Origin of the sequence: Conexibacter sp. W3-3-2 (assembly GCF_009707605.1) — a bacterium.
In the GTDB taxonomy this organism is placed as follows: Bacteria; Actinomycetota; Thermoleophilia; order Solirubrobacterales; family Solirubrobacteraceae; genus Paraconexibacter; species Paraconexibacter algicola.
Genome location: NZ_WLYW01000001.1, coordinates 3,229,008 through 3,248,897, shown reverse-complemented (window position 1 = coordinate 3,248,897; position 19,890 = coordinate 3,229,008). Strand labels below are relative to the sequence as shown.

Genomic DNA, 19,890 nt, shown 5'->3' with positions numbered 1-19,890 from the left:
CGACGGGGCCCTCGGTCGTTCAGCGGTCCGGGAGCGCGCGCACGCGGGCGTCCTGGTCCGCGCGCCCGTCGGTGAAGCGCACGCCCTCCCGGCGCAGCCGCCGCGCCACCCGGTCGGGGTCGTCCAGGGCGGTCGGGCCGATCCTCCCGTCCGCCTGCAGCACCCGGTGGGCGCCGGGGACGGCGTCGCGCACGAAGCGCCGGTTCAGGCCGCGGGCGTGCTGGAGCGTGCCGCCCGCCGCGCGCGCGACGTCGCCGTAGCTCATCCAGCCGCCGCGCGGGATCGCCGCGACGATCGCCGGGAGCCGGGTCGGGTCCCAGTCGTGGTCTTCCTGCTGCTGCTCGGCCATGGCGGCCGCACCTCCTCGTGGTCGGGTTCTCGACCACTAGGGCGAGCGGGTGTCCGCTCGCCCCCGGGGTGCGGCTCAGGCCTTCGTCACGCCGATCGCCAGCGTCGCGCCGTCGATCGTCGTGTCGGTCCGGTAGGCGGCGTCCGCGACGCCGTCGGTCGCGTCGGTCGCGTAGGCGGTCGCGAGCACCTCGCCGGCGATGACCGCCTCGAACTCGCGGGCGACGCCGAGCAGCCCGTCGTCGCCGCCGAGCGCGAGGCGGATGCGGTCCTCGACCTCGAGGCCCGCGTCCTTGCGCGCGTTCTGGACCGCCCGGACGATCTCGCGGGCCTGCCCCTCGCGGCGCAGCTCCTCGTCGACGGTGAGGTCCAGGGCGACGGCGTGGGAGCCCTCGCGCTCCAGCTGGTAGCCCTCCAGCGGCTGCATCGCGAGCGTCAGGTCGTCGGCGCCGAGCTGGTGCTCGTGCCCGCCGACGTGCACGCCGACGGTGCCGCCCTCGCGCAGGGTCGCGGCGACGTGCGCCGGATCCAGCGCGGCGATCGCGGCCGCCGCCTGCGGCATCTCCTTGCCGAACCGCGGGCCGAGCGCGCGGTAGTTCGCCTTCAGCTCGTAGGAGCCGAGCTCGTCGGCCTGCTCGACGAAGCGGATCGCCTTGACGTTCAGCTCCTCGCGGACGACGTCGGCGTGCGCCTCGATCGCCTCGCGCTCGCGGCCCGCCGCGACGACGACGGCCTCGCGCAGCGGCTGGCGGACCTTCACCTTCGCCTGCCCGCGCGCCGCCAGGCCCATCCGCACGGTCTCGCGCGCGGTCGCCATCGCCTCCTCCAGCGCGACGTCGCGCGGACGCTCGTCGGACTCGACCGCCGGCCAGTCGCACAGGTGCACCGAGCCGAGCTCCCCGTCGAGGTTGTCGTAGATCTCGTCGGCGACGAACGGCGTGAACGGCGCGAGCAGCTTCGCGGTCGTCAGCAGGCACTCGCGCAGGGTCGCGAACGCGTCCGCGTCCCCGTCCCAGAAACGGCGGCGGGAGCGGCGCACGTACCAGTTCGAGAGGTCGTCGACGAACGCCTGGATCGCCCGGCCGCCGAACGTCGCGTCGTAGTCGTCGAGACGCTCGGTGACCTCCGCGACGGTCGCCGCGAGGCGCGACAGGATCCAGCGGTCGAGCTCGGCGCGCTCGCCGGCCGGCCGCGCGACCGCGTCCGCCGTGGGCTCGTAGATCGTGAGGAAGCCGTAGGTGTTCCACAGCTGGCGCAGGAACACGCGCACGCCCTCGCCGATCACCGAGCGGTCGAAGCGGTAGCCGTCCCACGGCTGCTTGGCGGTGAAGAAGTACCAGCGCAGGGCGTCCGCGCCGAACTCGTCGAGGACCTCCCACGGCGGGACGATGTTGCCCTTGCTCTTGGACATCTTCTCGCCGTGCTCGTCGAGCACGAGCCCGAGGCAGACGACGTTCTCGTAGGAGCTGCGCCCGTACAGCAGCGTCGACACGGCGAGCATCGAGTAGAACCAGCCGCGGGTCTGGTCGAGCGCCTCGCAGATGTACTGGCCCGGGAAGTGCGCCTCGAACTCCTCGCGGTGCTCGAACGGCGCGTGCAGCTGCGCGAACGGCATCGCCCCGGAGTCGAACCACACGTCGATGACCTCGGGGACGCGGCGCATCGTCGCGCCGGTCTCGGGGTGCGGGAAGGTGACGTCGTCGACGAACGGCCGGTGCGGGTCCTCGAGCGTGACGCCGGAGAGCTCCTGCAGCTCGGCGAACGAGCCGACGACCATCCAGGTGTCCGGGTCGTCGTCGCTGCGCCAGACCGGCAGCGGCGTGCCCCAGTAGCGCTCGCGCGAGAGCGCCCAGTCGACGTTGTTCTCCAGCCAGCGGCCGAAGCGCCCCTCCTTGATGTGGGGCGGGTACCAGCTGATCGTCTCGTTGGCGGCGAGCAGCTGGTCGCGGATCTGCGAGGTCCGGATGTACCAGGACGGCTTGGCGTAGTAGAGCAGCGGGGTCGAGCAGCGCCAGCAGTGCGGGTAGGAGTGCTCGTAGTCCTCGGCGCGCAGCAGCCGGCCGCGGGCCTCGAGGTCGGCGACGAGGTCGCGGTCGGCGTCCTTGACGAAGCGGCCCTCGTAGCCGGTGATCCGCTCGTCGTAGGTGCCGTCGAGCCGCACCGGGTTCACGACGGTCAGCCCGGCGCCGGTGCCGAGGCGGTAGTCGTCCTCGCCGAACGCGATCGCGGTGTGGACGATGCCGGTGCCGTCCTCGGCGGTGACGAAGTCACCGAGCAGGACGGAGTGCGCCTTCTCGCCCCACTCCGCGGACGGGATGAAGTCGAACGGCGGCTCGTAGCGCAGGCCCTCGATCTGACGACCGGTGAAGGTCTCGACGACCGTGCTGGCCTCGCCGAGCACCTTCTCGCGCAGGGCGGCGGCGAGCACGTAGACGTCGGTGTCGCCGTGGCGCTGGGCGCGCACGTACTCGAGGTCGGGGTCGACGGCGAGCGCCGCGTTGCTCGGCAGCGTCCACGGGGTCGTGGTCCAGCCGAGCAGCACGTCGCCCTGGGTGACGGGGCCGTGCGAGGCGGCGGCGACGAAGCGGACGTACACCGACGGGTCGACGACGTCCTTGTAGCCCTGCGCGACCTCGTGGCTCGACAGGGCGGTGCCGCAGCGCGGGCAGTACGGGACGACCCGGTGGCCCTCGTAGAGCAGGTCCTTGCCGGCGATCTCCTTCAGCGACCACCACACCGACTCGACGTAGGTGGCGTCGAGCGTGCGGTACGCGTGCTCGAGGTCGACCCAGAAGCCGATCCGCTCGGTCAGCGCGTTCCAGTCCTCCAGGAACGTGAAGACGGACTCGCGGCACTTCGCGTTGAACTCGGCGATCCCGTACGCCTCGATGTCCGACTTGCTCGTGAGGCCGAGCTCCTTCTCGACCTGGATCTCCACCGGCAGGCCGTGGCAGTCCCAGCCGCCGCGCCGCTGCACGTGGTGGCCGCGCATCGTCTTGAAGCGCGGGAAGATGTCCTTGAAGACCCGGCTGAGGACGTGGTGCACGCCCGGCTTGCCGTTGGCGGTCGGCGGACCCTCGAAGAACACCCACGGCTCGGCGCCCTCGCGGCGACGCATCGACTCCTGGAAGACGTCGCGGTCGCGCCAGCGCTCGAGGATCCGCTGCTCGAGCTCGGGGAAGGACTGGGCGGGATCGACCGGACGCTGCGCCATCCGGTGATTGTCTCAGCCGGACGCCGCGGGGGGCGGCCGCCCGGGCCGCGGCCGCGCTCAGGCCGCGAGCTTGCGGCAGATCGCCTCGAGCGACCGCTTCTCGGCCTCGTCGAGGCAGCTGAACGCGTTCGACACGCGCTCGGTGTGCTCGGGGAACAGGCGGTCCACCAGCTCCTGCCCGCGCTCGGTCAGCGTGACCGCGGCGGCGCGGCGGTCCGACGGCAGCCGCCGACGCACCACGTAGCCGCGCGACTCGAGCGTCGAGACGACCTCGGTGGCGTTCGCCTTCGAGGTCCGCAGCCGCGCGCGCAGGTCGCGCAGCTCCAGCTCCCCGCCCGCGGTGGTGAGGACGACGAGGACCGAGAACCCGGAGGTCGAGAGGCCCTCGCGGTCGAGGTCCGCGCTCAGACGTCGCCGAACGCTGGCCTCCGCGCGCAGGAGGCTTTCCAGGGCGCGGTGGGCGAGCGGATCGCCTGGGACGAGTTGCACGCGCGCGACTCTGACAGTCGCGTCGGACGGCAAGAGCGCCACGGCGGCTGCCCGCCGGGGCGCGGCGACGGGTCAGCCCGTGGCGTGCCGCGCCTCGCGCAGCGCCGTCGCGCCCGGTCGCTCGCCGGCCGTCGACGGGTCCAGGTGGGCGAGCACGAGCTCGCGGGCGAACAGCGGCCGGTCGCCGAGGTGCTCGACGATCGTCGCGCCGCTGTCGGGCAGGGCGCCGCGGTAGTCGAGCACCGCAACCCCCGCGCTGACCCGGCGCGCCTGGTAGACGAGCCGGCTGAGCGTGTCGAGCGACGCCCGGCCGCCGGTGAGGACGACCGCGCGCGGCATCACCGCGTGGAGGGCGCGGGTGAGCCGCGTCGGGTCGAGCGCGACCGTGAGGGTGAGGGTCCTCAGGCCGCTGCGCCGGAGCACGAGCTCCAGCGCCTGGGCGTGGAGCGCGTCCACGTCGCCGGAATGGCTGGCGTCGAACAGGACGACGGTGTCGTCGCGGAACGCGGGCGGGGCCACGCGGCGCTGCGCCGCCAGCCACCCGGCCGACCAGCGCCACGCGAAGCCGTACTCCGGGGCGTCGACGTCGTCCTCGGCGAGCGCCTCGACGGTCGGGAGGATGACCTCCTCGACCGTGCGCTCGACCGACCGCACGCTCAGGGACTCCTCGGCGATGCGGTCGGCCTCCTGCTCCTCGAACCGCTGGAACGCCGACCGCAGGCGCGTGGGCGAGGCCGGGCCGGCACCCCGCTCACGAGCGATCGTGATCGCGGACGAGACGTTGTGGGTCTCCTCGAAGGCCGAGCGCAGGGCCTCGACCTCCGCGAGGTCGAACTGCCGGTGCCCGCCGGCGGTCCGGCGGGGCTCCGGGAACCCGAAGCGCCGCTCCCACGAGCGCAGCGTGTTCGGACTCACGCCGAGCATCGCTGCGGCGGCGTTGGTGCGGATCGACCCCATGCGCGCCAGCATGAGGTCCGGTCAGGCCTGCGGCAAGGTCCGCAGCGAAGCGTGCAGATGGGGAGGTTTCGTGCGGGTCTGGGCCGCAGGAAGGAGTCCGCGCGCCGACCGCGACGGCCGTCAGCCGTCGAGCACGACGAGCGCCGCGGGCGGCGGGCCGACGATCCCGATCCGGGCCTCGAAGAACACCCCGAACTCCCCGGCGGGACGGACGGTGGTCGTCGTCACGGCCACACCCCCGCCGGCCGCCGCCACGACGAGCGCCAGCAGATCGTCCTGCGCGGCCCGCTCGGCGTCGGCGGGGACGAGGAAGTCGGTGAGCAACCGGTTGATCGCGTCGGGCTCCTCGACGCAGAGCAGCCGCTCCGCGCTCCGGGACATCGCGCAGACCGCGAGCTGGCGGTCGACGACGAGGAACGGCTGCCGACCCGTCGGCGCGAGGTCCGCAGAGGCGGTCAGCACCATGCCGAGATGGCAGCGGTCGCACACGCGAGCGGTCAGCTGCGGGTCGCGCGGCGGCTGGCCGCAGTGCCCGCAGAAGCGGACGTCCTGGGCTGGGGCGAGCGGCGAGACGGCACGGAGGAACGGGCGGGACATCAGCAGACCTTCCTTGGCGATGCGGCTACGCGCTCATCCTACGGGGGCGCGCCGCCACGCTCTGGGACCGCTCGCCCATACCGGGCTCCGGCAGGCCGGACGGCGGCTCGATCGCGGCGACGATCTGGGAGACGGCTGCACTCGCCCGCTCGTCCAGCGTGCGTGCGCTGGCCGAGCGCCCGGGGCGCACACCGCGGTGGAACAGGAGCACCGGCAGGGCGCCCACGGACGCCCGCACCGCGTACGCCCAGCGGGCCAGCTCGTCGTCGGGCGATCCCGCCCCCGCGATGACGACGGCGTCGGGACGGTGGGCGTCGAGGACCGGTCCGAGGCCCGCGAGGCACCCCACGGGAAGCGTGACGACCCGTGCGCCTGCGCGGGCGGTGAACAGCTCCAGCGCCCGGATCGCGAGCGCCCGTCGATCGTGCGGGCCGGCCGTCGCGTCGCCGACCAGGACGCACGCCGCTCGGGACGGGGGAGGCGTGAGGCGACGGGCGCGCTGCACCCATTCCGCGGCCCACGCCGCCGACCAGGCCCAGGGGGCGCTGTCCACCCCGTTGCGCAACGCGATCTCGTCGAGGCTCGGAAGCATGACCTCCTCGACCGCCCGCTCGAGCGGACGGAGCGCGAGTGCCGCCTCCATCGCCTGGTCGGCGCGACCGAGATCGAACGCGGTGAGCGCCCCGAGCAGGACGTGCGTGTCGGCCCGCACCGCCTCCCGAGCCCGGGAGATCGCGGAGGAGATCGAGAGCCCGTCGTTGAGGGCGTCTCGGAGTGCGACGACCTCGCCGTGGGTGTAGAGCCGGTGCTTCCCGGGCGACCGCATCGGGCGCGGGTAGCCGAAGCGGCGCTCCCACGCGCGGAGCGTGTTCGGGCTGACGTTCAGGATCGCCGCAGCCTCGGAGGTCTTCAGCGTCCGCATGCGATCTCCGCAGTGCAGCGAAGAGGCGTCCGGTCACGGGAACGACCCGGGAATTTGCAGCAGTTTCGGCGTGCAGTCTGTGCATTTACCTCGTTCGGCCCCGTACCTTTTCGGGAAGTGCGTCGAGCCGATGCGCTTCCCGACCAACCCGCTCCTGACGAGGAGGTGCCCTGATGCCGATCAGCGGCCGCTAGTTCCTCCACCCAGTCCCATAGGCTCGAGGACTCCCGCGTCCTCCGTGCCAGCCGTTCCCGACACCCATCGCACTCCGCGGCCTGGCCTCGCGCTCGGTGCTGCGGGCGTGGCGTTCGCCGGATCGCTGCTCCTGCTCCCCGAAGGGGGTTCCACGGGGCCCGTCTGGCTGGTCGCCGCGCTCGCGGCGCTCGCCGTCGCCTCGGAGATCGCGGGTACCCGGTTCGCCGTCCGGTTCCAGCTCACCGGATCGGAGTCCTGCTACCTGCTCGCCATGGTCGTCGCCGGCACCGCGGCCGGGGCGGCCATCGCGCTTGCCGTCTGCCTGGCGGGATGGCTCGTCGAGCGCTACCGCGTCCAGGCGCTCGTCGTGAACCTCGCGGGATTCGTGACCCCGGTCGCCGTCGCGGGCGCGACGTTCCATGCGATGGTCCCCGACCCGGGCGCCGGTGGCGCCGGGTTCGTCGGAGCGCTGCTCCTCGCGGTCCTGGTCGCGAGCGTGGGCAACGGCGTCATCGTCCTCACGCTGATGGCGGTCCTCGACGGCGCGTCGCTGCGCCGGACAGCCTTGAGCGCCCGGTCCCTTCTGCCTGCGCTCGGGTTCCAGGTCGCGTTCATCGTCAGCACCGTCGCCAGCTACGTCGAGCTCGGCGGTGCCGCGCTGGCCTTCGTGGTCGTCGTCAACCTGGCCTTCGCGTACATGTACCGGCTGGTCATCCGCGCCCGCGATCGGACCCGCGAGTACGCCGACCTCTCGTGGGGACTGCTCAGCGGTCTGATCCGGACGCTCGACGCACGCGACGCGCGTGCGGCACGTCACTGCGCCGCCGTTGCGAAGTTCTCGCGGGACATCGCGGCCGCGAGCGGCATGGGCCGCCGCGAGCAGGACCTCGCCCACACGGCAGGGCTGCTGCACGACATCGGACGCTTCGCGCTCTCGGACCGTGTCATGGATCGGGGCACGCAGCTGAGGCCCGACGACTGGAAGGCCATCAGGCGCCATCCGGAGCTCGGCGCGGACCTGCTCCAGGACCTCGGCGTCTACGGTCCGGTCGCGGCGATCGTCCGCGCCCACCACGAGCGCCCCGACGGCCGCGGCTATCCGGACGGTCTCACGGCGGAGGAGATCCCCGCGATCGCGAAGATCGTCGCGGTGGCGGAGGTCTACGACACCCTGACCGCCCCCGACACCTACCGGTCGCCGATGACGAGCTTCGAGGCGCTGAACGAGCTACGCCGCGTCGCCGGCTCGCAGCTCGACCCGGTCTACGTCGAGTGCCTGGCCGGCCTGATGGCCGGTCAGGGAACCGCCTACCGCCATCTCGGGGATGCGGACTTCGCCGCGGAGCTCGACATCGAGCGACGCATCAACGACGCCGCGCGATCCTGATCGACGCCTGACAGCCACCGCGTCCCCCGGAGGGGACGCGGCGACCGGCGTGACCGGGCGACGTCGGGCGTCGCCGGCCGATCGGGTCCGGGGCGGGCCGCGCCGCGCCTCAGCGGGCGTCGCGGCCCTGCGGCCCGGCGGCGGTCCCCCCGCCGCCGTCGAGGCCCCGGACGAAGTCGTCGAGCTGCTCGACGCTGAAGCGCCGCTGGCCGCCCGGCGTGCGGTAGCCGCGCAGGTGCCCGAGGTCGGACCAGCGGCGGACGGTCGACAGCGACACGCCCAGGTGCGCGGCCGCCTGCGAGGTGGTCAGACCCAGCCGGCTGGCGCTGTTCGTGGTGCTCATGCCGCGAGGTCTACCGCGCACCCGGGAGCCCCGTGGGGCCCCGGCGGCTTTGCACAGCTTTGCGCGGGGGAAGGTGCGCTCCGGTCGGGTTCGGGAGCTTCGGGCAGCGTTCAGCGGGCGCCGACGACCGCCCAGCGGCCGCTGCGGAACCGCCAGCCCGTGCTCGCGGCGCGCACGACGATCAGCCAGTTCAGCCCGGCCCAGACGCCGACCACGCCCCAGCCGCGGTGCAGCGCCAGCAGCGCCACCGGGGCGAACGCGAGCAGGGCGAGGACCATCGCGCCCGCCAGGAACCGGGTGTCGCCCGCCCCGATGAGGATGCCGTCGAACGCGAACGTCACCGCCCCGAGCGGCAGCAGCAGCGCGAACAGCGGCCACAGCGCCGCGGCGCGCTCGAGCACCGCGTCGTCCCCGGTGAACGCCTGCGGGATCAGGGAGCGGCCCGCGAGCAGCAGCAGCGCGACCGCGACGCCGAGCGCGGCCGACAGCACGACGAGCCGCCGACCCACCGCCGCGGCACCGGCCGCGTCGCGCGCGCCGAGCCGCCGGCCGACGAGCACCTGACCGGCGATCGCGAGCGCGTCGAGCGTCAACGCGAGGAAGACGAACAGCTGGAACGCGATCTGGTGCGCGGCGAGGCTCGGCTCGCCGGCGCGCGCGACGACCGCGCTCGCGAGCACGAACGCGCCGAGGAGCGCGGCGGTCCGCACGACGATGTCGCCGCCCATGCGCAGCAGCGGGCGCAGCAGGTCCGGGCGCGGACGGCGCGACACGCCCGGTCCCCCGCCACGCAGCAGCAGCACCGCGAAGGCGACGCCCATGCCGGCCTGCGCGACGACCGTGCCCAGCGCGGAGCCGTCGAGACCGGTGTCGAAGCCGTAGACCAGCACGACCTCGAGGATCGCGTTGACGAGGTTCGCCACCCCGAGGATCACCAGCGGGGTGCGCAGGTCGGCGACCCCGCGCAGGAAGCCCTGACCGCCGAGCGCGAGCAGCGCGGCCGGCAGGCCGATCGCCGACAGCCGCAGGTAGCGCGCGGCGAGGTCCGCGGTCTCCCCCTCCCCGCCGAGCAGCGCCACGAGCGGGTCGGCGAGCGCGATCACCGCCAACGCCACGAGCACCCCGAGCCCGAGCGAGAGCCAGAACGCCTGGGCGGCGATCTCGCGGGCCCGGTCGCCCTCCCCGGCGCCGCTCAGCCGGGCGACCTGCGCGGTGGTGCCGTAGGCGAGGAAGTTGCACAGCGCGGTGACGACGCCGAGCACGCTCGCGGCCAGCGCCAGCGCCGCCAGCTCGCGCGTGCCGAGGTGCCCGACGATCGCCGTGTCGACGAGCAGGTACAGCGGCTCGGCCGCCAGCGCGCCGAGCGCGGGGAGCGCCAGCGCGACGATCTCGCGGTCGTGCGGCGAGCGGAGCACGCCCGGCACTCTACGATCGGTCCGTGCGGATGCCGGCGTTCCTGGCGAGCCTCTCCGTCCTCTCGCTCACCGCGTGCGGTGACGAGCGGCCGACGGTCAGCGAGCTGTGCCTCGTGGACCCGGTGCCGATCGAGCGCGCGCTCGAGAACGCGGCGACCGGCGGCCCCGTCGTGCTCCCTGACGGCACCTCGCTGTCGGACTGCGCCGAGCGGGTCGTCAAGGACGCGGACCTGCAGCGGCTCGGGGTCGTCCTGACGACCGCCGCCGACCACCTCGTCGAGCGCGTCGAGGAGCGCCAGGACGCGGCCGCGGCGCGCCAGCTCGGCTGGCTCGTCGGCGCCACCGAGCGCGGCGCCGCACGGACGAACGGCCTGAGCCTCGAGCTCGCCCGCCGCGTCGGCCTCGTCGCCGGACGGCTCGAGCTGGCCCCGCCGCTCGCCGCCGCGCTGGCCGCCGGGCGCGCCGACGGGAAGCGCGCCGGGTGAAGCTGCGGCTCTTCCACCACCACGACGGCGCCCGCGTCGCCTACCGGGAGGCGGGGACCGGCCCGGGGCTCTGCCTCCTGCACTCCGCGCTGCTGAACCACCGGGAGTGGGAGCCCGCCGTCGAGCACCTCACCCACCGCTTCCGCGTCGTGCTTCCCGACCTGCCGCTGCACGGCGACAGCGAGGACCGTCCGCGCCACCCGTACTCGCGCGACTGGTTCGCCGAGGTGGTCGGCGCGTTCTGCCACGACACGTGCGGGCCGCGGCCGCTCGTCGCCGGGCACGGCCTCGGCGCCGAGATCCTCGTGCGCGCGATCGCGCGCGGGACGCTGCGGCCGCGGCGCGCCGTGATCATGCCGACGCCGCTGCACCGCCCGCCGGGGACCCCGATGCCGCGCCGGCGCGCGTGGCGGCTCGCGGCCCGGGCCGGCGCCGTCCCCGGACTGGACCGCACGCTCTCGCACGCGGCGCGCGCGGTGTTCCGTCCCGCCTACGGGGCGTCGCTGACCGCCACGGACAACCCGGCCGCCCGCGACCTGGTGCGCCACGCCTTCCAGGACGTCGGCGGCAACGCGAACCTCGCGCGGTCGTGGGCGCGGTTCGCCGCCGACTGGCCGACGCTCGCCGAGCGCGACCTGCTCGACGCCTACCCGGCGCTGACCGTGCCGACGCTGCTGCTGTGGGCGGGCGCCGACCCGCACCATCCGCTCGCCACCGCGCGCGAGGCGCTCGACCTGCTGCCCGACGGGCAGCTGCGGGTGCTCGAGTCCGCCGGCTACCTGATGGCCTACGACGACCCGGTCGGGGTCGCCCGCGAGCTCGTCGCGTTCTGCGGCCAGCGTTGAGGCGACCGGCCGCCGCGCCCGGAACGGACGGGGCGCGCCCGCGGAGTAGGGTTGACCGCTCCGAACCCCACCCGTCACCCGACAGGAGCACGAACCGCATGGCGACCAAGAAGCGCCTCTACGGCGGCGAGACCGCCAAGGCCGTCGAGAACTTCCCGATCTCCGGCGAGACCGTTCCGGTCTCGGTCATCCGCTGGCTCGCGGCCATCAAGGGCGCCGCCGCGACCGTCAACGGCGAGCTCGGCAAGCTCGACCCCGCGCTCGCGGAGAAGATCGCGGCCGCGGCCGCGGAGATCCGCGCCGGCGAGCACGACAACCAGTTCCCGATCGACGTCTTCCAGACCGGCTCGGGCACCTCGTCGAACATGAACACCAACGAGGTCATCTCCGCGCTGACCGGTGGTGCCGCGCACCCCAACGACCACGTCAACATGGGCCAGTCGTCCAACGACGTGTTCCCGTCCGCCGTGCACCTCGCCGCGCTCGAGGAGACGACCCGGACGCTGCTGCCGGCGCTGACGAAGCTCGAGAAGTCGCTGACGAAGAAGGCCAAGGCGTTCGAGGACGTCGTGAAGTCCGGCCGCACGCACCTGATGGACGCGGTGCCGGTCACGCTGGGCCAGGAGTTCGCGGGCTACGCGGCGCAGATCCGCCTGGCCAAGGAGCGGATCGAGGCGACGCTCCCGCACGTCGGGCAGATCCCGCTCGGCGGCACCGCGACCGGCACGGGCCTGAACACGCACCCGAAGTTCGCCGCCGGCGTCCGCAAGATCCTGATCAAGGAGTCGAAGCTCCGCGCGATCGCCGCGCCGGCCGATCCGTTCGAGGCGCAGGGCAACCGCGACGCGCTCGTCGAGCTGTCCGGCGCGCTGAAGGTCACCGCGGTCTCGCTGACGAAGATCGCCCAGGACATCGCCCTGATGGGCTCCGGCCCGCGCGCCGGCATCGGCGAGCTGTTCCTGCCCGAGCTGCAGAAGGGCTCGTCGATCATGCCGGGCAAGGTCAACCCGGTCCTGCCCGAGGTCGTGCTGCAGGTCGCCGCGCAGGTGATCGGCAACGACACCGCGATCACCATCGGCGGCATGCAGGGCCAGTTCGAGCTGAACGTCCGGATCCCGCTGATCGCGCGCAACCTGCTGCAGTCGATCCAGCTGCTGTCGACCGCGTCGGTCGCGTTCAGCGAGAAGTGCATCGACGGCCTGAAGGCCAACAAGGCCGGCTGTGACGCGTCTGCGGGCAACACGCTCGCGACGGCCACGGCGCTCAACGAGGCGATCGGCTACGACCTCGCCACGGTGATCGTGAAGAAGGCCACGTCGTCGGGCCGGCCGCTGCGCGACGTCGCGCTCGAGGAGGGCGTCGACGCCGAGCTGTACGACAAGACGATCGACCTGCGCAAGATCGCCGCGGGCAACCAGGCCTGACGGGTGCGGGCGCCCCGGCGCCCGCCCCGAACTGGGTGATCTGCGGGCCAGATTTGGGTCCCAGATCACCCAGAACCGCCCGGCCGGGCGGCCCGCGCCGCCGAACTGGGTGATCCGGAGGCCGCATACGGGCCCCAGATCACCCAGAACCGCCGAGCGGCGGTGCGCCGCCGCACCCAGGCGCCCAGCGCGCGCCGGACGCGACCGCCCGGCCCGCGGCGTGCCCCGCGCACACCCCGACGCGCCGCGGACCAGCACATCGACAGACCGGATTGCAGTTCTCTGCGGTCTTCGCCACCATCACGGCATGCGCACGCGCCCCCGCCGCCCGCTCCGCCTGGTCGCCCTCGTCGCCGCCACCGCCGCGATCCCCGCCGCCGCGCCGGCCACCGCGCCCGCCGCGCGCACGGCCGCGAGCGCGTGCACGTTCCCCCGCGCCGTCGAGGACCTCCCGGTCGCGACGCGCTTCGAGCTCGAGCTGTTCGCCCAGCAGACGCGCCACGACGCGGGCCGCACGAGCACCTCCGCGTTCCTCTCGCTCACCGTCGCGCGCGCCGCCGCCATGACGACGGCGATCGCCCGCGCCGCCGGCGAGGCCGCGCGCGCCGCGGCGGCCTCCCCGCCGCGCTGCCCGTAGGGCTCAGCCGCCGGCGCCGGCCGCGGTCCGGGCGAGCGCCCGGGTGATCGCGCCCTGCACCACGTCGGCGCTGCGCTTGCGACGCCCGGCGTACTCGAACAGGCCCTTCTGGTTGATGCCCTTGACGATGCGGATCTCGGGCACCTGCTTGCGGATCGAGCCGCCCGCGAACGACGGCGCGACCGCGAAGTCCCGCAGGTTCCAGACCAGGGCGCCCGACAGGTTCTCGATCTTCGCGTACTCGTCGAGGTGCAGCCGCAGCAGATCCGCCTGGAAGCGGAAGCCGCCCGGCCGGTTCGTCGGGTTGAGGTCGTTGGCCTCCGCCCCGAACTCGGTGACGACCATGATCTTGTCCGGGAAGATCTTCTGCAGGTCCGTGATGTGCGTGCGGATCGCGTTGCGGACCGTCTGGCGCGGCGCCTTGGTCAGCTCGTACCAGCCGATGTAGTTCGTGTCACCGATCGCGTCGATGTTCCGGTACACCGGCCCCGCGACCTTCGGCGGGTGCGCGCCCCAGATGTCCAGCGCGACGAGGCGGCCCGGATCGCGGCGCTTGAGCTCGGCCGACATCGACTGGATGTACGGCACCTGACCGGCCGGGTGCCCGTTGCCGGCGATCTCGTTGACGAGGTTCCAGACGATCAGCGACGGGTGCGGCTGGGCCTGGAAGTACGACGCGCGCACCCGGCTCTTCGCCTGCGCGAGCAGCCGCGGGCCGCGCGAGGTCCACGCGCCCGGGGCGTCGACCGGGCCGACGCCCATCCACAGGAGGATGCCCGCCGCGTCGAGCCGCTCGAGCAGCGCCGGGTGCAGCGGATGCTGCGCCCGGGTCGCGTTCGCGCCGATCGACTTCAGGTCCTCGACGAGCGCGTCCATGTCCGGGCCGGTGACGGCGTCACCGCGGCCCTTCGCGTCCTCGTGGATGGACGCGCCGTGCAGCTCCACGCGCTTGCCGTTGAGCAGGAGCTTCGTGCCGTCGCGCTGGACCTGCCGCAGCCCGACCTTCTGCACGTAGCCGGACTCGCCGGGGACGCCGAGCTCGAGGTCGTAGAGGTTCGGGGAGCCGGGCTCCCACAGCGCGGGCTTGGGCACCGTGACCTGCGCGTAGAGGATCTTCGTGCCGCGCCGGGGCACGACCAGGTCGGGGAAGTCGAGCTCGTAGCGCTCGTCCCCGCGGCGCAGCACCCCGATGACGCCGAGCGCGCGGCTGTCGATGCGGTTCTTCGCGTGGACCGTGATGTCGACCTTCGCGCTGCCGTCCGGCTGCAGGCGCGTGTTGATCGTCGGGGCGGTCAGCTCGCTGTCGCCGACCGGGCGCAGCGTGACCTCGCGGTTGATGCCGCCGAAGTTGAACCAGGTGCGGTGCCAGCCCTCGCGCTTCATCCGCAGCGGGCCGCGCCAGTCGGCCTTCACGACGAGCTCGTGCTCGACGCCCGCCTTCAGGCCGACGAGGAACTCGAACGGCAGGTACTCGCCGACGTGCGTCCCGATCTTCCTGCCGTCGAGGTAGACGGTCGCGCGGTGGTTGACCGACTCGAACCGCAGGCGGTAGTCGCCCGCCTTCTGGACCGCGAACGACGTCCGGTACCAGGCGACGGTGCCGCGATGGCTCTCGACCCCGGCGTTGCCGGTGAGCGTGCGGGCGTTGGGCGAGTACGGCAGCGTGACGGCTCGCCCGTCGAACGCCCCCGACTGGTAGCCCTTGCTCGAGCCGGTGTCGTAGCGGTCGGTCTTCACGCGCCACGGACCGGTCAGCGCGACGCGCCCGGTCGGCCCGCTGTTGATGACGCTCGGCGCGGTCTGCGAGAGCGACGAGGCGCTGGCGGTCGGGGCGGGCCGGGCCTTGGACTTCGGCACGAGCTGCGCGGGCCGCACCTCGGTGATGACCTGGGTCTCGCCGTCGGCCTGGGTGGCGACGGGGACCCCCACGGCGGCGGCAGCAGCCACGACGGCGACGCCGAGGAGCGCTCTCCTCGGTTGGCGGCGGACCGGAAGCATCGACGGCGGAGGGTAGCGAGCGAGGCCGTCCCCGTGTCGAACCCGGCACCCGACCGGCGGCGCAGCGCGACAGATGTCGCGCTGCAAGGTCGGCCTACGGCACGTTCATCGCGACGTAGCGCGTCTCGAGGTACTCGCCGAGCCCCTCCGGCCCGCCCTCGCGACCGAAGCCGGACTGCTTGACGCCGCCGAACGGGGCGCCCGCATTGGAGACGAGCCCCTGGTTGAGCCCGATCATCCCCGTGTCCAGGCCCTCCATGACCTTGAACGCGCGGGCGAGATCCCGCGTGTACGCGTAGGCGACGAGGCCGTACTCGGTGTCGTTGGCCCGCTCGATCGCCTCGTCGTCGGACGAGAACGTCGTGATCGGGGCGACCGGTCCGAAGATCTCCTCGTGGTTGACGCGCGCGTCCGGATCGACGCCCGCGAGGACGGTCGGGGCGTAGAAGTGGCCGCGATCGCCGACGCGCTCCCCGCCCGTGAGCACCTGCGCCCCGCGGTCGACCGCGTCGCCGACGAGCTCCGTGACCTTGTCGACGGCCGCCTCGTCGATGAGCGGCCCGACGCGCACGCCCTCCTCGGTGCCCCGCCCGACCTTCATCGAGCCGAGCTCGTGGGCCAGCCGCCGCGCGAAGTCGTCGGCCACCGCCTCGTGCACGAGGAAGCGGTTCGCGCTCGTGCAGGCCTCGCCGATGTTGCGCATCTTCGCCAGCAGCGCGCCCTCGATCGCCGCGTCGAGATCGGCGTCCTCGAACACGAGGAACGGCGCGTTGCCGCCGAGCTCCATCGAGACCCGGAGCACCTGCTCGGCGGACTGCTCGATGAGCTTCTTGCCGATCGGCGTCGATCCGGTGAACGACAGCTTGCGGGCGCGCGGGTCGGCGATCAGCGGCGCCATCACCTCGGCCGTGCTGTGCGTCGTGACGACGTTGCAGACGCCGCCCGGCAGGCCGGCCTCCTCGAGGATCGCCGCGAGCGCGAGCATGCTCAGCGGCGTCTGCTGGGCCGGCTTGACGACCATCGTGCAGCCGGCCGCGATCGCGGGGCCGACCTTGCGGGTGCCCATCGCCATCGGGAAGTTCCAGGGCGTGATGAACACGCACGGCCCGACCGGCCGGCGCATCGTCAGGATCCGGCCCTTGCCGTTCTCGCTCGTGGTGAAGCGGCCGTCGATGCGCACCGCCTCCTCCGCGTACCAGCGCAGGAACGCGGCCGCGTAGGCGATCTCGCCGCGCGACTCCTCCAGCGGCTTGCCCATCTCGAGCGTCATCAGCAGCGCGAGGTCGTCCGTGCGCTCGGTCATCAGCTCGAACGCGCGCCGCAGGACCTCGCCGCGCTCGCGCGGGGCCGTGTCGCGCCAGCCCGGGAAGGCGGCGTGCGCCGCGGCCAGCGCGGCGTCCCCGTCGGCGACCGTGCCGTCGGCCACCGCGCACAGCACGTCGCCGGTGGAGGGGTCGTCGACGTCGAGGGTGCCGCCGCCCCCCGCGTCGCGCCACGTGCCGCCGATGTACAGCTGCTTGGGGACGCCGTCGACGACGGCGGCCTCGCGGGATGCGTCGGGACCCGAGCTCATGCCGGGAAGGCTACCCGCGTCGCCGCGCGCCACTCCGGCGCGTGCGGCGCCCCGGGGCGCGCCGTCACGTACGCTCGTCCACTGCGTGATCCGTCCGGTCCCCGCGACCGCAACTCGATCCCGACGGACGCGTTCCGATCCCTGATGCGCATGTCCCGACGCCCGATCGCCGCCGCCACCGCGCTCGCCCTCTCCGGCGGGCTCGTGGGGGCCTCCGCCGCCGACGCCGCCTCCCGCCTGGTCATCAAGGGCCGCGGGTTCGGGCACGGGGTCGGCATGAGCCAGTACGGGGCGTTCGGCTTCGCGAAGAACGGCCGGACCTACGACCAGATCCTCGGCCACTACTACCAGGGCACCGCGCTGTCGCGGCTCGGGACCGACCAGGAGATCCGGGTGCTGCTGCAGTCCGGGTTCTCGGGCTCGTTCAGCGGCGCGGCGAAGGTCAGCGGGCAGCGCTCGCTGGACCCGGACGCCACGTACTCCGTGGCCCGCACCTCCCAGGGCGTGGCGCTGCGCACCGCCGGCGGCAAGGTGCTCGACACGTACCGCTCGCCGCTGCGCGTCGAGGCGCCCGCGGGCGGTTCGATCCGGCTCGGCGGCCGGGCCGAGAACGGCATCAGCGGCGGGCGCTACCGCGGCGCGCTGGAGTTCCGCAGCGGCTCGCTCAGCGGCCTGCTGGCGGTCAACGCCGTCGGCCTGGAGGACTACGTCCGCGGGGTCGTCAGCAAGGAGAGCCCGTCGAGCTGGCCGATCGAGGCGCTGAAGGCGCAGGCCGTCGCGGCCCGCACCTACGCGATCACGACCGACAAGCCGGGCGACGGCTTCCAGCACTACGCCGACGTGCGCTCGCAGGTGTACGGCGGGGTCGGCGCGGAGACCGCGAGCACGGACCGGGCGGTGCGCGAGACCGCCCGTCAGATCGTCACGTACCAGGGCACGCCGATCGTCACGTACTTCTTCTCCACCTCCGGCGGTCGCACGGAGAACGTCGAGAACGGCTTCCTCGGAGCCGAGCCCAAGCCGTACCTCGTCAGCGTGCGCGACCCGTTCGACAACGAGTCGCCGCGCCACACCTGGGGGCCCTACCGGCTGACGATGAGCCAGGCGCAGGCGAAGCTCCGCGGGCTCGTCAAGGGCAGCTTCCGCAGCATCAAGATCCTGAAGAAGGGCAAGTCGCCGCGGATCGTGCGCGCGCAGGTCGTCGGGACCGGCGGCCGCACGACCGTCACCGGACCGGAGCTGCGCCGCCGCTTCGGCCTGTTCGACACGTGGGCGACGTTCACGGTCGTCTCCACGACCGCGAAGCCCGCCCCGGAGAAGACCCCGACGCCGACGCCCACCCCGACCCCCGGCGACGGCACCACCGGTGGCGCCGCCCCGGGAGCGCGCGCCTCCTCGTCGTTCGCGCCGCGCGCGGTCACCGGGCCGCGGCTCGTCGGCCGCATCCGTCCCGCGACCACCGGGTCGTGGCTGCGCGTCGAGCGGCGCGCGAAGGGCCGCTGGGTGCTCGTGGCCGAGACGACCGTGGAGCGGGACGGCCGCTACGAGGCGACCGTGCCGCGGGCCGGCAGCTACCGGATCGTGTACCGGGGGATCGCGGGCCCGACCGTCCGGGCCCGCTGAGCCGCGCGGCGGCGCTCAGCCGCCGAAGAAGCGGACCATCGCCTCGGCGACGCAGACCGGCTTCGTGCCGCCCTCGACCTCGAAGGTCTGGGTGACGACCGCCTGCACGCCGCCGGGGACGTCCTCGACGCTCGTGAGCGTCGCGTTCATGCGCAGCTTCGCGCCGGCCGGGACGGGGGCGGGGAAGCGCACCTTGCCGTAGCCGTAGTTCAGGCCGCCGGCGACCCCGGTCATCTCGAAGACGTCGAACATCAGGCGCGGACCGATCGAGAGGGTCAGCAGGCCGTGCGCGATCGGGCCGCCGAACGGGCTCTCCTTCTGCGCGCGCTCGACGTCCACGTGGATCCACTGGTGGTCGCCGGTCGCGTCGGCGAACGCCTGGATGGTGCCCTGGTCGATCTCGATCCATTCGCTGCTGCCGAGGTCCTGTCCCGCCAGGGACTTGAGCTCCTCGATGCCGTTGATCGTCCGCTTCGCCATGTCTCGCTCCTGTCGTGCTCGGTGGGGGCCGGATCCTACGGCGGCGGTACGCTCGCCGCGATGCCCGCTCCCGCCCCGCTCCTCGCCGTCGACGCCCCGTCGCTGCTCTACCGGGCGTTCTTCGCGCTGCCCTCCTCGATCCGTGGCACCGACGACCGGCCGGTGAACGCGCTGCTCGGCTGCGCGAACCTCGTGCTGCAGGCGGTCGAGCGGTTCGCACCCCGGGCGGTGGTGCTGTGCTTCGGCGCCGAGGCCGCCCACTACCGCACCGCCGCCTGGCCGGCGTACCACGGCGACCGCCCGGAGATGCCGGAGGAGCTCGTGCCGCAGTGGGCGGACGCGCCCGCCTTCTTCGGCGCGTTCGGCTGGCGGTCCGAGCACGCGGGGGACCTCGAGGCGGACGACCTGCTCGGGACGCTCGCGCGGCTGGAGAGCGCGGCGGGCGGCCACGCGGTGCTGTTCACCGGCGACCGCGACATGTTCCAGTGCGCGTCCGCGCAGGTGACGGTCCTCTACCCCGGCGCGAAGGACGGGCCGACCGCGATGGGCCCCGACGAGGTGCGGGCGAAGTACGGGGTCGACCCCGAGCAGGTGCCGGACTTCATCGCGCTGCGCGGCGACCCGTCCGACGGCCTGCCGGGCGCGAAGGGGATCGGGGAGAAGGGCGCCGCGGAGATGCTGCGCGCCCACGGCTCACTCGAGGCGCTGCTGGCGCTCGCCCAGGACGGCGTCGCCGCCCGCGCCGCGGGCCTCAAGCCGCGGGCGATCGGCGCGCTGGTCGACCAGGCGGACGAGCTGCGCGCGTTCAAGGACATCGCGACGCTCCGCGACGTGGCCGTGCAGCGGCCCGTGGACGCGCCGAGCGACTGGGCCGCCGCGTCCACCGCGGCGGCGGAGCGCGGCATGGGCCGGCTGGCCGACCGGCTGGCAGCGCTGTCCGGCTGATCGCGGCGCGGAG

18 protein-coding genes are annotated in these 19,890 nt (G+C 73.9%); 7 read left to right on the top strand and 11 right to left on the bottom strand.

Annotated elements, in window-relative coordinates; all coding sequences use genetic code 11:
* Positions 1-19: 19 nt before the first annotated feature.
* The 6 genes from GKE82_RS15785 to GKE82_RS15760 form a co-directional block, all read right to left on the bottom strand.
* On the bottom strand, positions 20-349 hold the full coding sequence (locus tag GKE82_RS15785) for an MGMT family protein (RefSeq protein WP_154733943.1): 330 nt from the start codon (positions 347-349) through the stop codon (positions 20-22).
* Between the two features lie 75 nt (positions 350-424).
* On the bottom strand, positions 425-3,562 hold the full coding sequence (gene ileS, locus GKE82_RS15780; RefSeq protein WP_154733942.1) for an isoleucine--tRNA ligase: 3,138 nt from the start codon (positions 3,560-3,562) through the stop codon (positions 425-427).
* Positions 3,563-3,619: 57 nt separating this feature from the next.
* The gene (locus GKE82_RS15775; RefSeq protein ID WP_158276697.1) at positions 3,620-4,051 is read right to left on the bottom strand and encodes a MarR family winged helix-turn-helix transcriptional regulator; all 432 of its coding nucleotides are present in this window, start codon (positions 4,049-4,051) and stop codon (positions 3,620-3,622) included.
* Positions 4,052-4,123: 72 nt separating this feature from the next.
* On the bottom strand, positions 4,124-5,008 hold the full coding sequence (locus GKE82_RS15770) for a MerR family transcriptional regulator (RefSeq protein WP_196189262.1): 885 nt from the start codon (positions 5,006-5,008) through the stop codon (positions 4,124-4,126).
* 120 nt (positions 5,009-5,128) lie between these two features.
* A complete protein-coding gene (locus GKE82_RS15765; protein ID WP_154733939.1) occupies positions 5,129-5,605 on the bottom strand; it encodes a PAS domain-containing protein in 477 nt (158 codons plus the stop codon).
* Positions 5,606-5,630: 25 nt separating this feature from the next.
* Positions 5,631-6,527 (bottom strand): MerR family DNA-binding transcriptional regulator, encoded by an 897-nt coding sequence (locus GKE82_RS15760; protein WP_154733938.1) that lies wholly within the window; start codon positions 6,525-6,527, stop codon positions 5,631-5,633.
* A 301-nt stretch (positions 6,528-6,828) separates the two neighbouring features.
* Between GKE82_RS15760 and GKE82_RS30865 the strand changes: the two genes are divergently transcribed.
* Complete coding sequence (locus GKE82_RS30865) at positions 6,829-8,109, top strand: HD domain-containing phosphohydrolase (RefSeq protein ID WP_154733937.1); 1,281 nt, start codon at positions 6,829-6,831, stop codon at positions 8,107-8,109.
* 109 nt (positions 8,110-8,218) lie between these two features.
* On the opposite strand, the gene GKE82_RS15750 is transcribed toward GKE82_RS30865, so the two are convergent.
* Together GKE82_RS15750 and GKE82_RS15745 are read right to left on the bottom strand one after the other, a co-directional pair.
* A complete protein-coding gene (locus GKE82_RS15750) occupies positions 8,219-8,452 on the bottom strand; it encodes a helix-turn-helix domain-containing protein (protein WP_107567928.1) in 234 nt (77 codons plus the stop codon).
* Between the two features lie 110 nt (positions 8,453-8,562).
* A complete protein-coding gene (locus GKE82_RS15745; RefSeq protein ID WP_154733936.1) occupies positions 8,563-9,867 on the bottom strand; it encodes an MATE family efflux transporter in 1,305 nt (434 codons plus the stop codon).
* A 23-nt stretch (positions 9,868-9,890) separates the two neighbouring features.
* Here GKE82_RS15745 and GKE82_RS27190 point away from each other — a divergent pair, with 23 nt between their 5' ends.
* From GKE82_RS27190 to GKE82_RS15730, 4 genes are all read left to right on the top strand, one after another.
* Positions 9,891-10,352, top strand: a complete 462-nt coding sequence (locus tag GKE82_RS27190; RefSeq protein ID WP_196189261.1) for a hypothetical protein — start codon at positions 9,891-9,893, stop codon at positions 10,350-10,352.
* On the top strand, positions 10,349-11,197 hold the full coding sequence (locus GKE82_RS15740) for an alpha/beta fold hydrolase (RefSeq protein WP_158276692.1): 849 nt from the start codon (positions 10,349-10,351) through the stop codon (positions 11,195-11,197). The genes GKE82_RS27190 and GKE82_RS15740 overlap by 4 nt, the downstream gene beginning before the upstream one ends.
* A gap of 98 nt (positions 11,198-11,295) precedes the next feature.
* Positions 11,296-12,621 carry a lyase family protein gene (locus GKE82_RS15735; RefSeq protein ID WP_107567921.1) on the top strand — a complete coding sequence of 442 codons (1,326 nt, stop codon included), beginning with the start codon at positions 11,296-11,298 and terminating at the stop codon, positions 12,619-12,621.
* A gap of 307 nt (positions 12,622-12,928) precedes the next feature.
* Positions 12,929-13,258: a hypothetical protein gene (locus tag GKE82_RS15730; protein WP_154733934.1), complete on the top strand. Its 330-nt coding sequence runs from the start codon at positions 12,929-12,931 to the stop codon at positions 13,256-13,258.
* Between the two features lie 3 nt (positions 13,259-13,261).
* Here the strand turns inward: GKE82_RS15730 and GKE82_RS15725 are convergent, their stop codons facing one another.
* Both GKE82_RS15725 and GKE82_RS15720 read right to left on the bottom strand, forming a co-directional pair.
* Complete coding sequence (locus tag GKE82_RS15725; protein ID WP_154733933.1) at positions 13,262-15,256, bottom strand: glycoside hydrolase family 2 protein; 1,995 nt, start codon at positions 15,254-15,256, stop codon at positions 13,262-13,264.
* Between the two features lie 94 nt (positions 15,257-15,350).
* Positions 15,351-16,829: an NAD-dependent succinate-semialdehyde dehydrogenase gene (locus GKE82_RS15720; protein ID WP_154733932.1), complete on the bottom strand. Its 1,479-nt coding sequence runs from the start codon at positions 16,827-16,829 to the stop codon at positions 15,351-15,353.
* A gap of 150 nt (positions 16,830-16,979) precedes the next feature.
* Here GKE82_RS15720 and GKE82_RS15715 point away from each other — a divergent pair, with 150 nt between their 5' ends.
* Positions 16,980-18,452, top strand: coding sequence for a SpoIID/LytB domain-containing protein (locus GKE82_RS15715; RefSeq protein ID WP_154733931.1), 1,473 nt, complete (start codon positions 16,980-16,982; stop codon positions 18,450-18,452).
* Positions 18,453-18,467: 15 nt separating this feature from the next.
* On the opposite strand, the gene GKE82_RS15710 is transcribed toward GKE82_RS15715, so the two are convergent.
* On the bottom strand, positions 18,468-18,932 hold the full coding sequence (locus GKE82_RS15710) for a MaoC family dehydratase (protein ID WP_154733930.1): 465 nt from the start codon (positions 18,930-18,932) through the stop codon (positions 18,468-18,470).
* A 60-nt stretch (positions 18,933-18,992) separates the two neighbouring features.
* Between GKE82_RS15710 and GKE82_RS15705 the strand changes: the two genes are divergently transcribed.
* Positions 18,993-19,877, top strand: coding sequence for a 5'-3' exonuclease (locus GKE82_RS15705; protein WP_154733929.1), 885 nt, complete (start codon positions 18,993-18,995; stop codon positions 19,875-19,877).
* The last annotated feature ends 13 nt before the right edge of the window (positions 19,878-19,890 follow it).

Coding starts and splice junctions, on each gene's coding strand:
- GKE82_RS15725 (WP_154733933.1), bottom strand. CDS start 15,256: ATGCTTCCGGTCCGCCGCCAACCGAGGAGAGCGCTCCTCGGCGTCGCC.
- GKE82_RS15710 (WP_154733930.1), bottom strand. CDS start 18,932: ATGGCGAAGCGGACGATCAACGGCATCGAGGAGCTCAAGTCCCTGGCG.
- GKE82_RS15730 (WP_154733934.1), top strand. CDS start 12,929: ATGCGCACGCGCCCCCGCCGCCCGCTCCGCCTGGTCGCCCTCGTCGCC.
- GKE82_RS15760 (WP_154733938.1), bottom strand. CDS start 6,527: ATGCGGACGCTGAAGACCTCCGAGGCTGCGGCGATCCTGAACGTCAGC.
- GKE82_RS15720 (WP_154733932.1), bottom strand. CDS start 16,829: ATGAGCTCGGGTCCCGACGCATCCCGCGAGGCCGCCGTCGTCGACGGC.
- GKE82_RS15735 (WP_107567921.1), top strand. CDS start 11,296: ATGGCGACCAAGAAGCGCCTCTACGGCGGCGAGACCGCCAAGGCCGTC.
- GKE82_RS15785 (WP_154733943.1), bottom strand. CDS start 349: ATGGCCGAGCAGCAGCAGGAAGACCACGACTGGGACCCGACCCGGCTC.
- GKE82_RS15750 (WP_107567928.1), bottom strand. CDS start 8,452: ATGAGCACCACGAACAGCGCCAGCCGGCTGGGTCTGACCACCTCGCAG.
- GKE82_RS15705 (WP_154733929.1), top strand. CDS start 18,993: ATGCCCGCTCCCGCCCCGCTCCTCGCCGTCGACGCCCCGTCGCTGCTC.
- GKE82_RS15765 (WP_154733939.1), bottom strand. CDS start 5,605: ATGTCCCGCCCGTTCCTCCGTGCCGTCTCGCCGCTCGCCCCAGCCCAG.
- ileS (WP_154733942.1), bottom strand. CDS start 3,562: ATGGCGCAGCGTCCGGTCGATCCCGCCCAGTCCTTCCCCGAGCTCGAG.
- GKE82_RS15770 (WP_196189262.1), bottom strand. CDS start 5,008: ATGGGGTCGATCCGCACCAACGCCGCCGCAGCGATGCTCGGCGTGAGT.
- GKE82_RS15715 (WP_154733931.1), top strand. CDS start 16,980: ATGTCCCGACGCCCGATCGCCGCCGCCACCGCGCTCGCCCTCTCCGGC.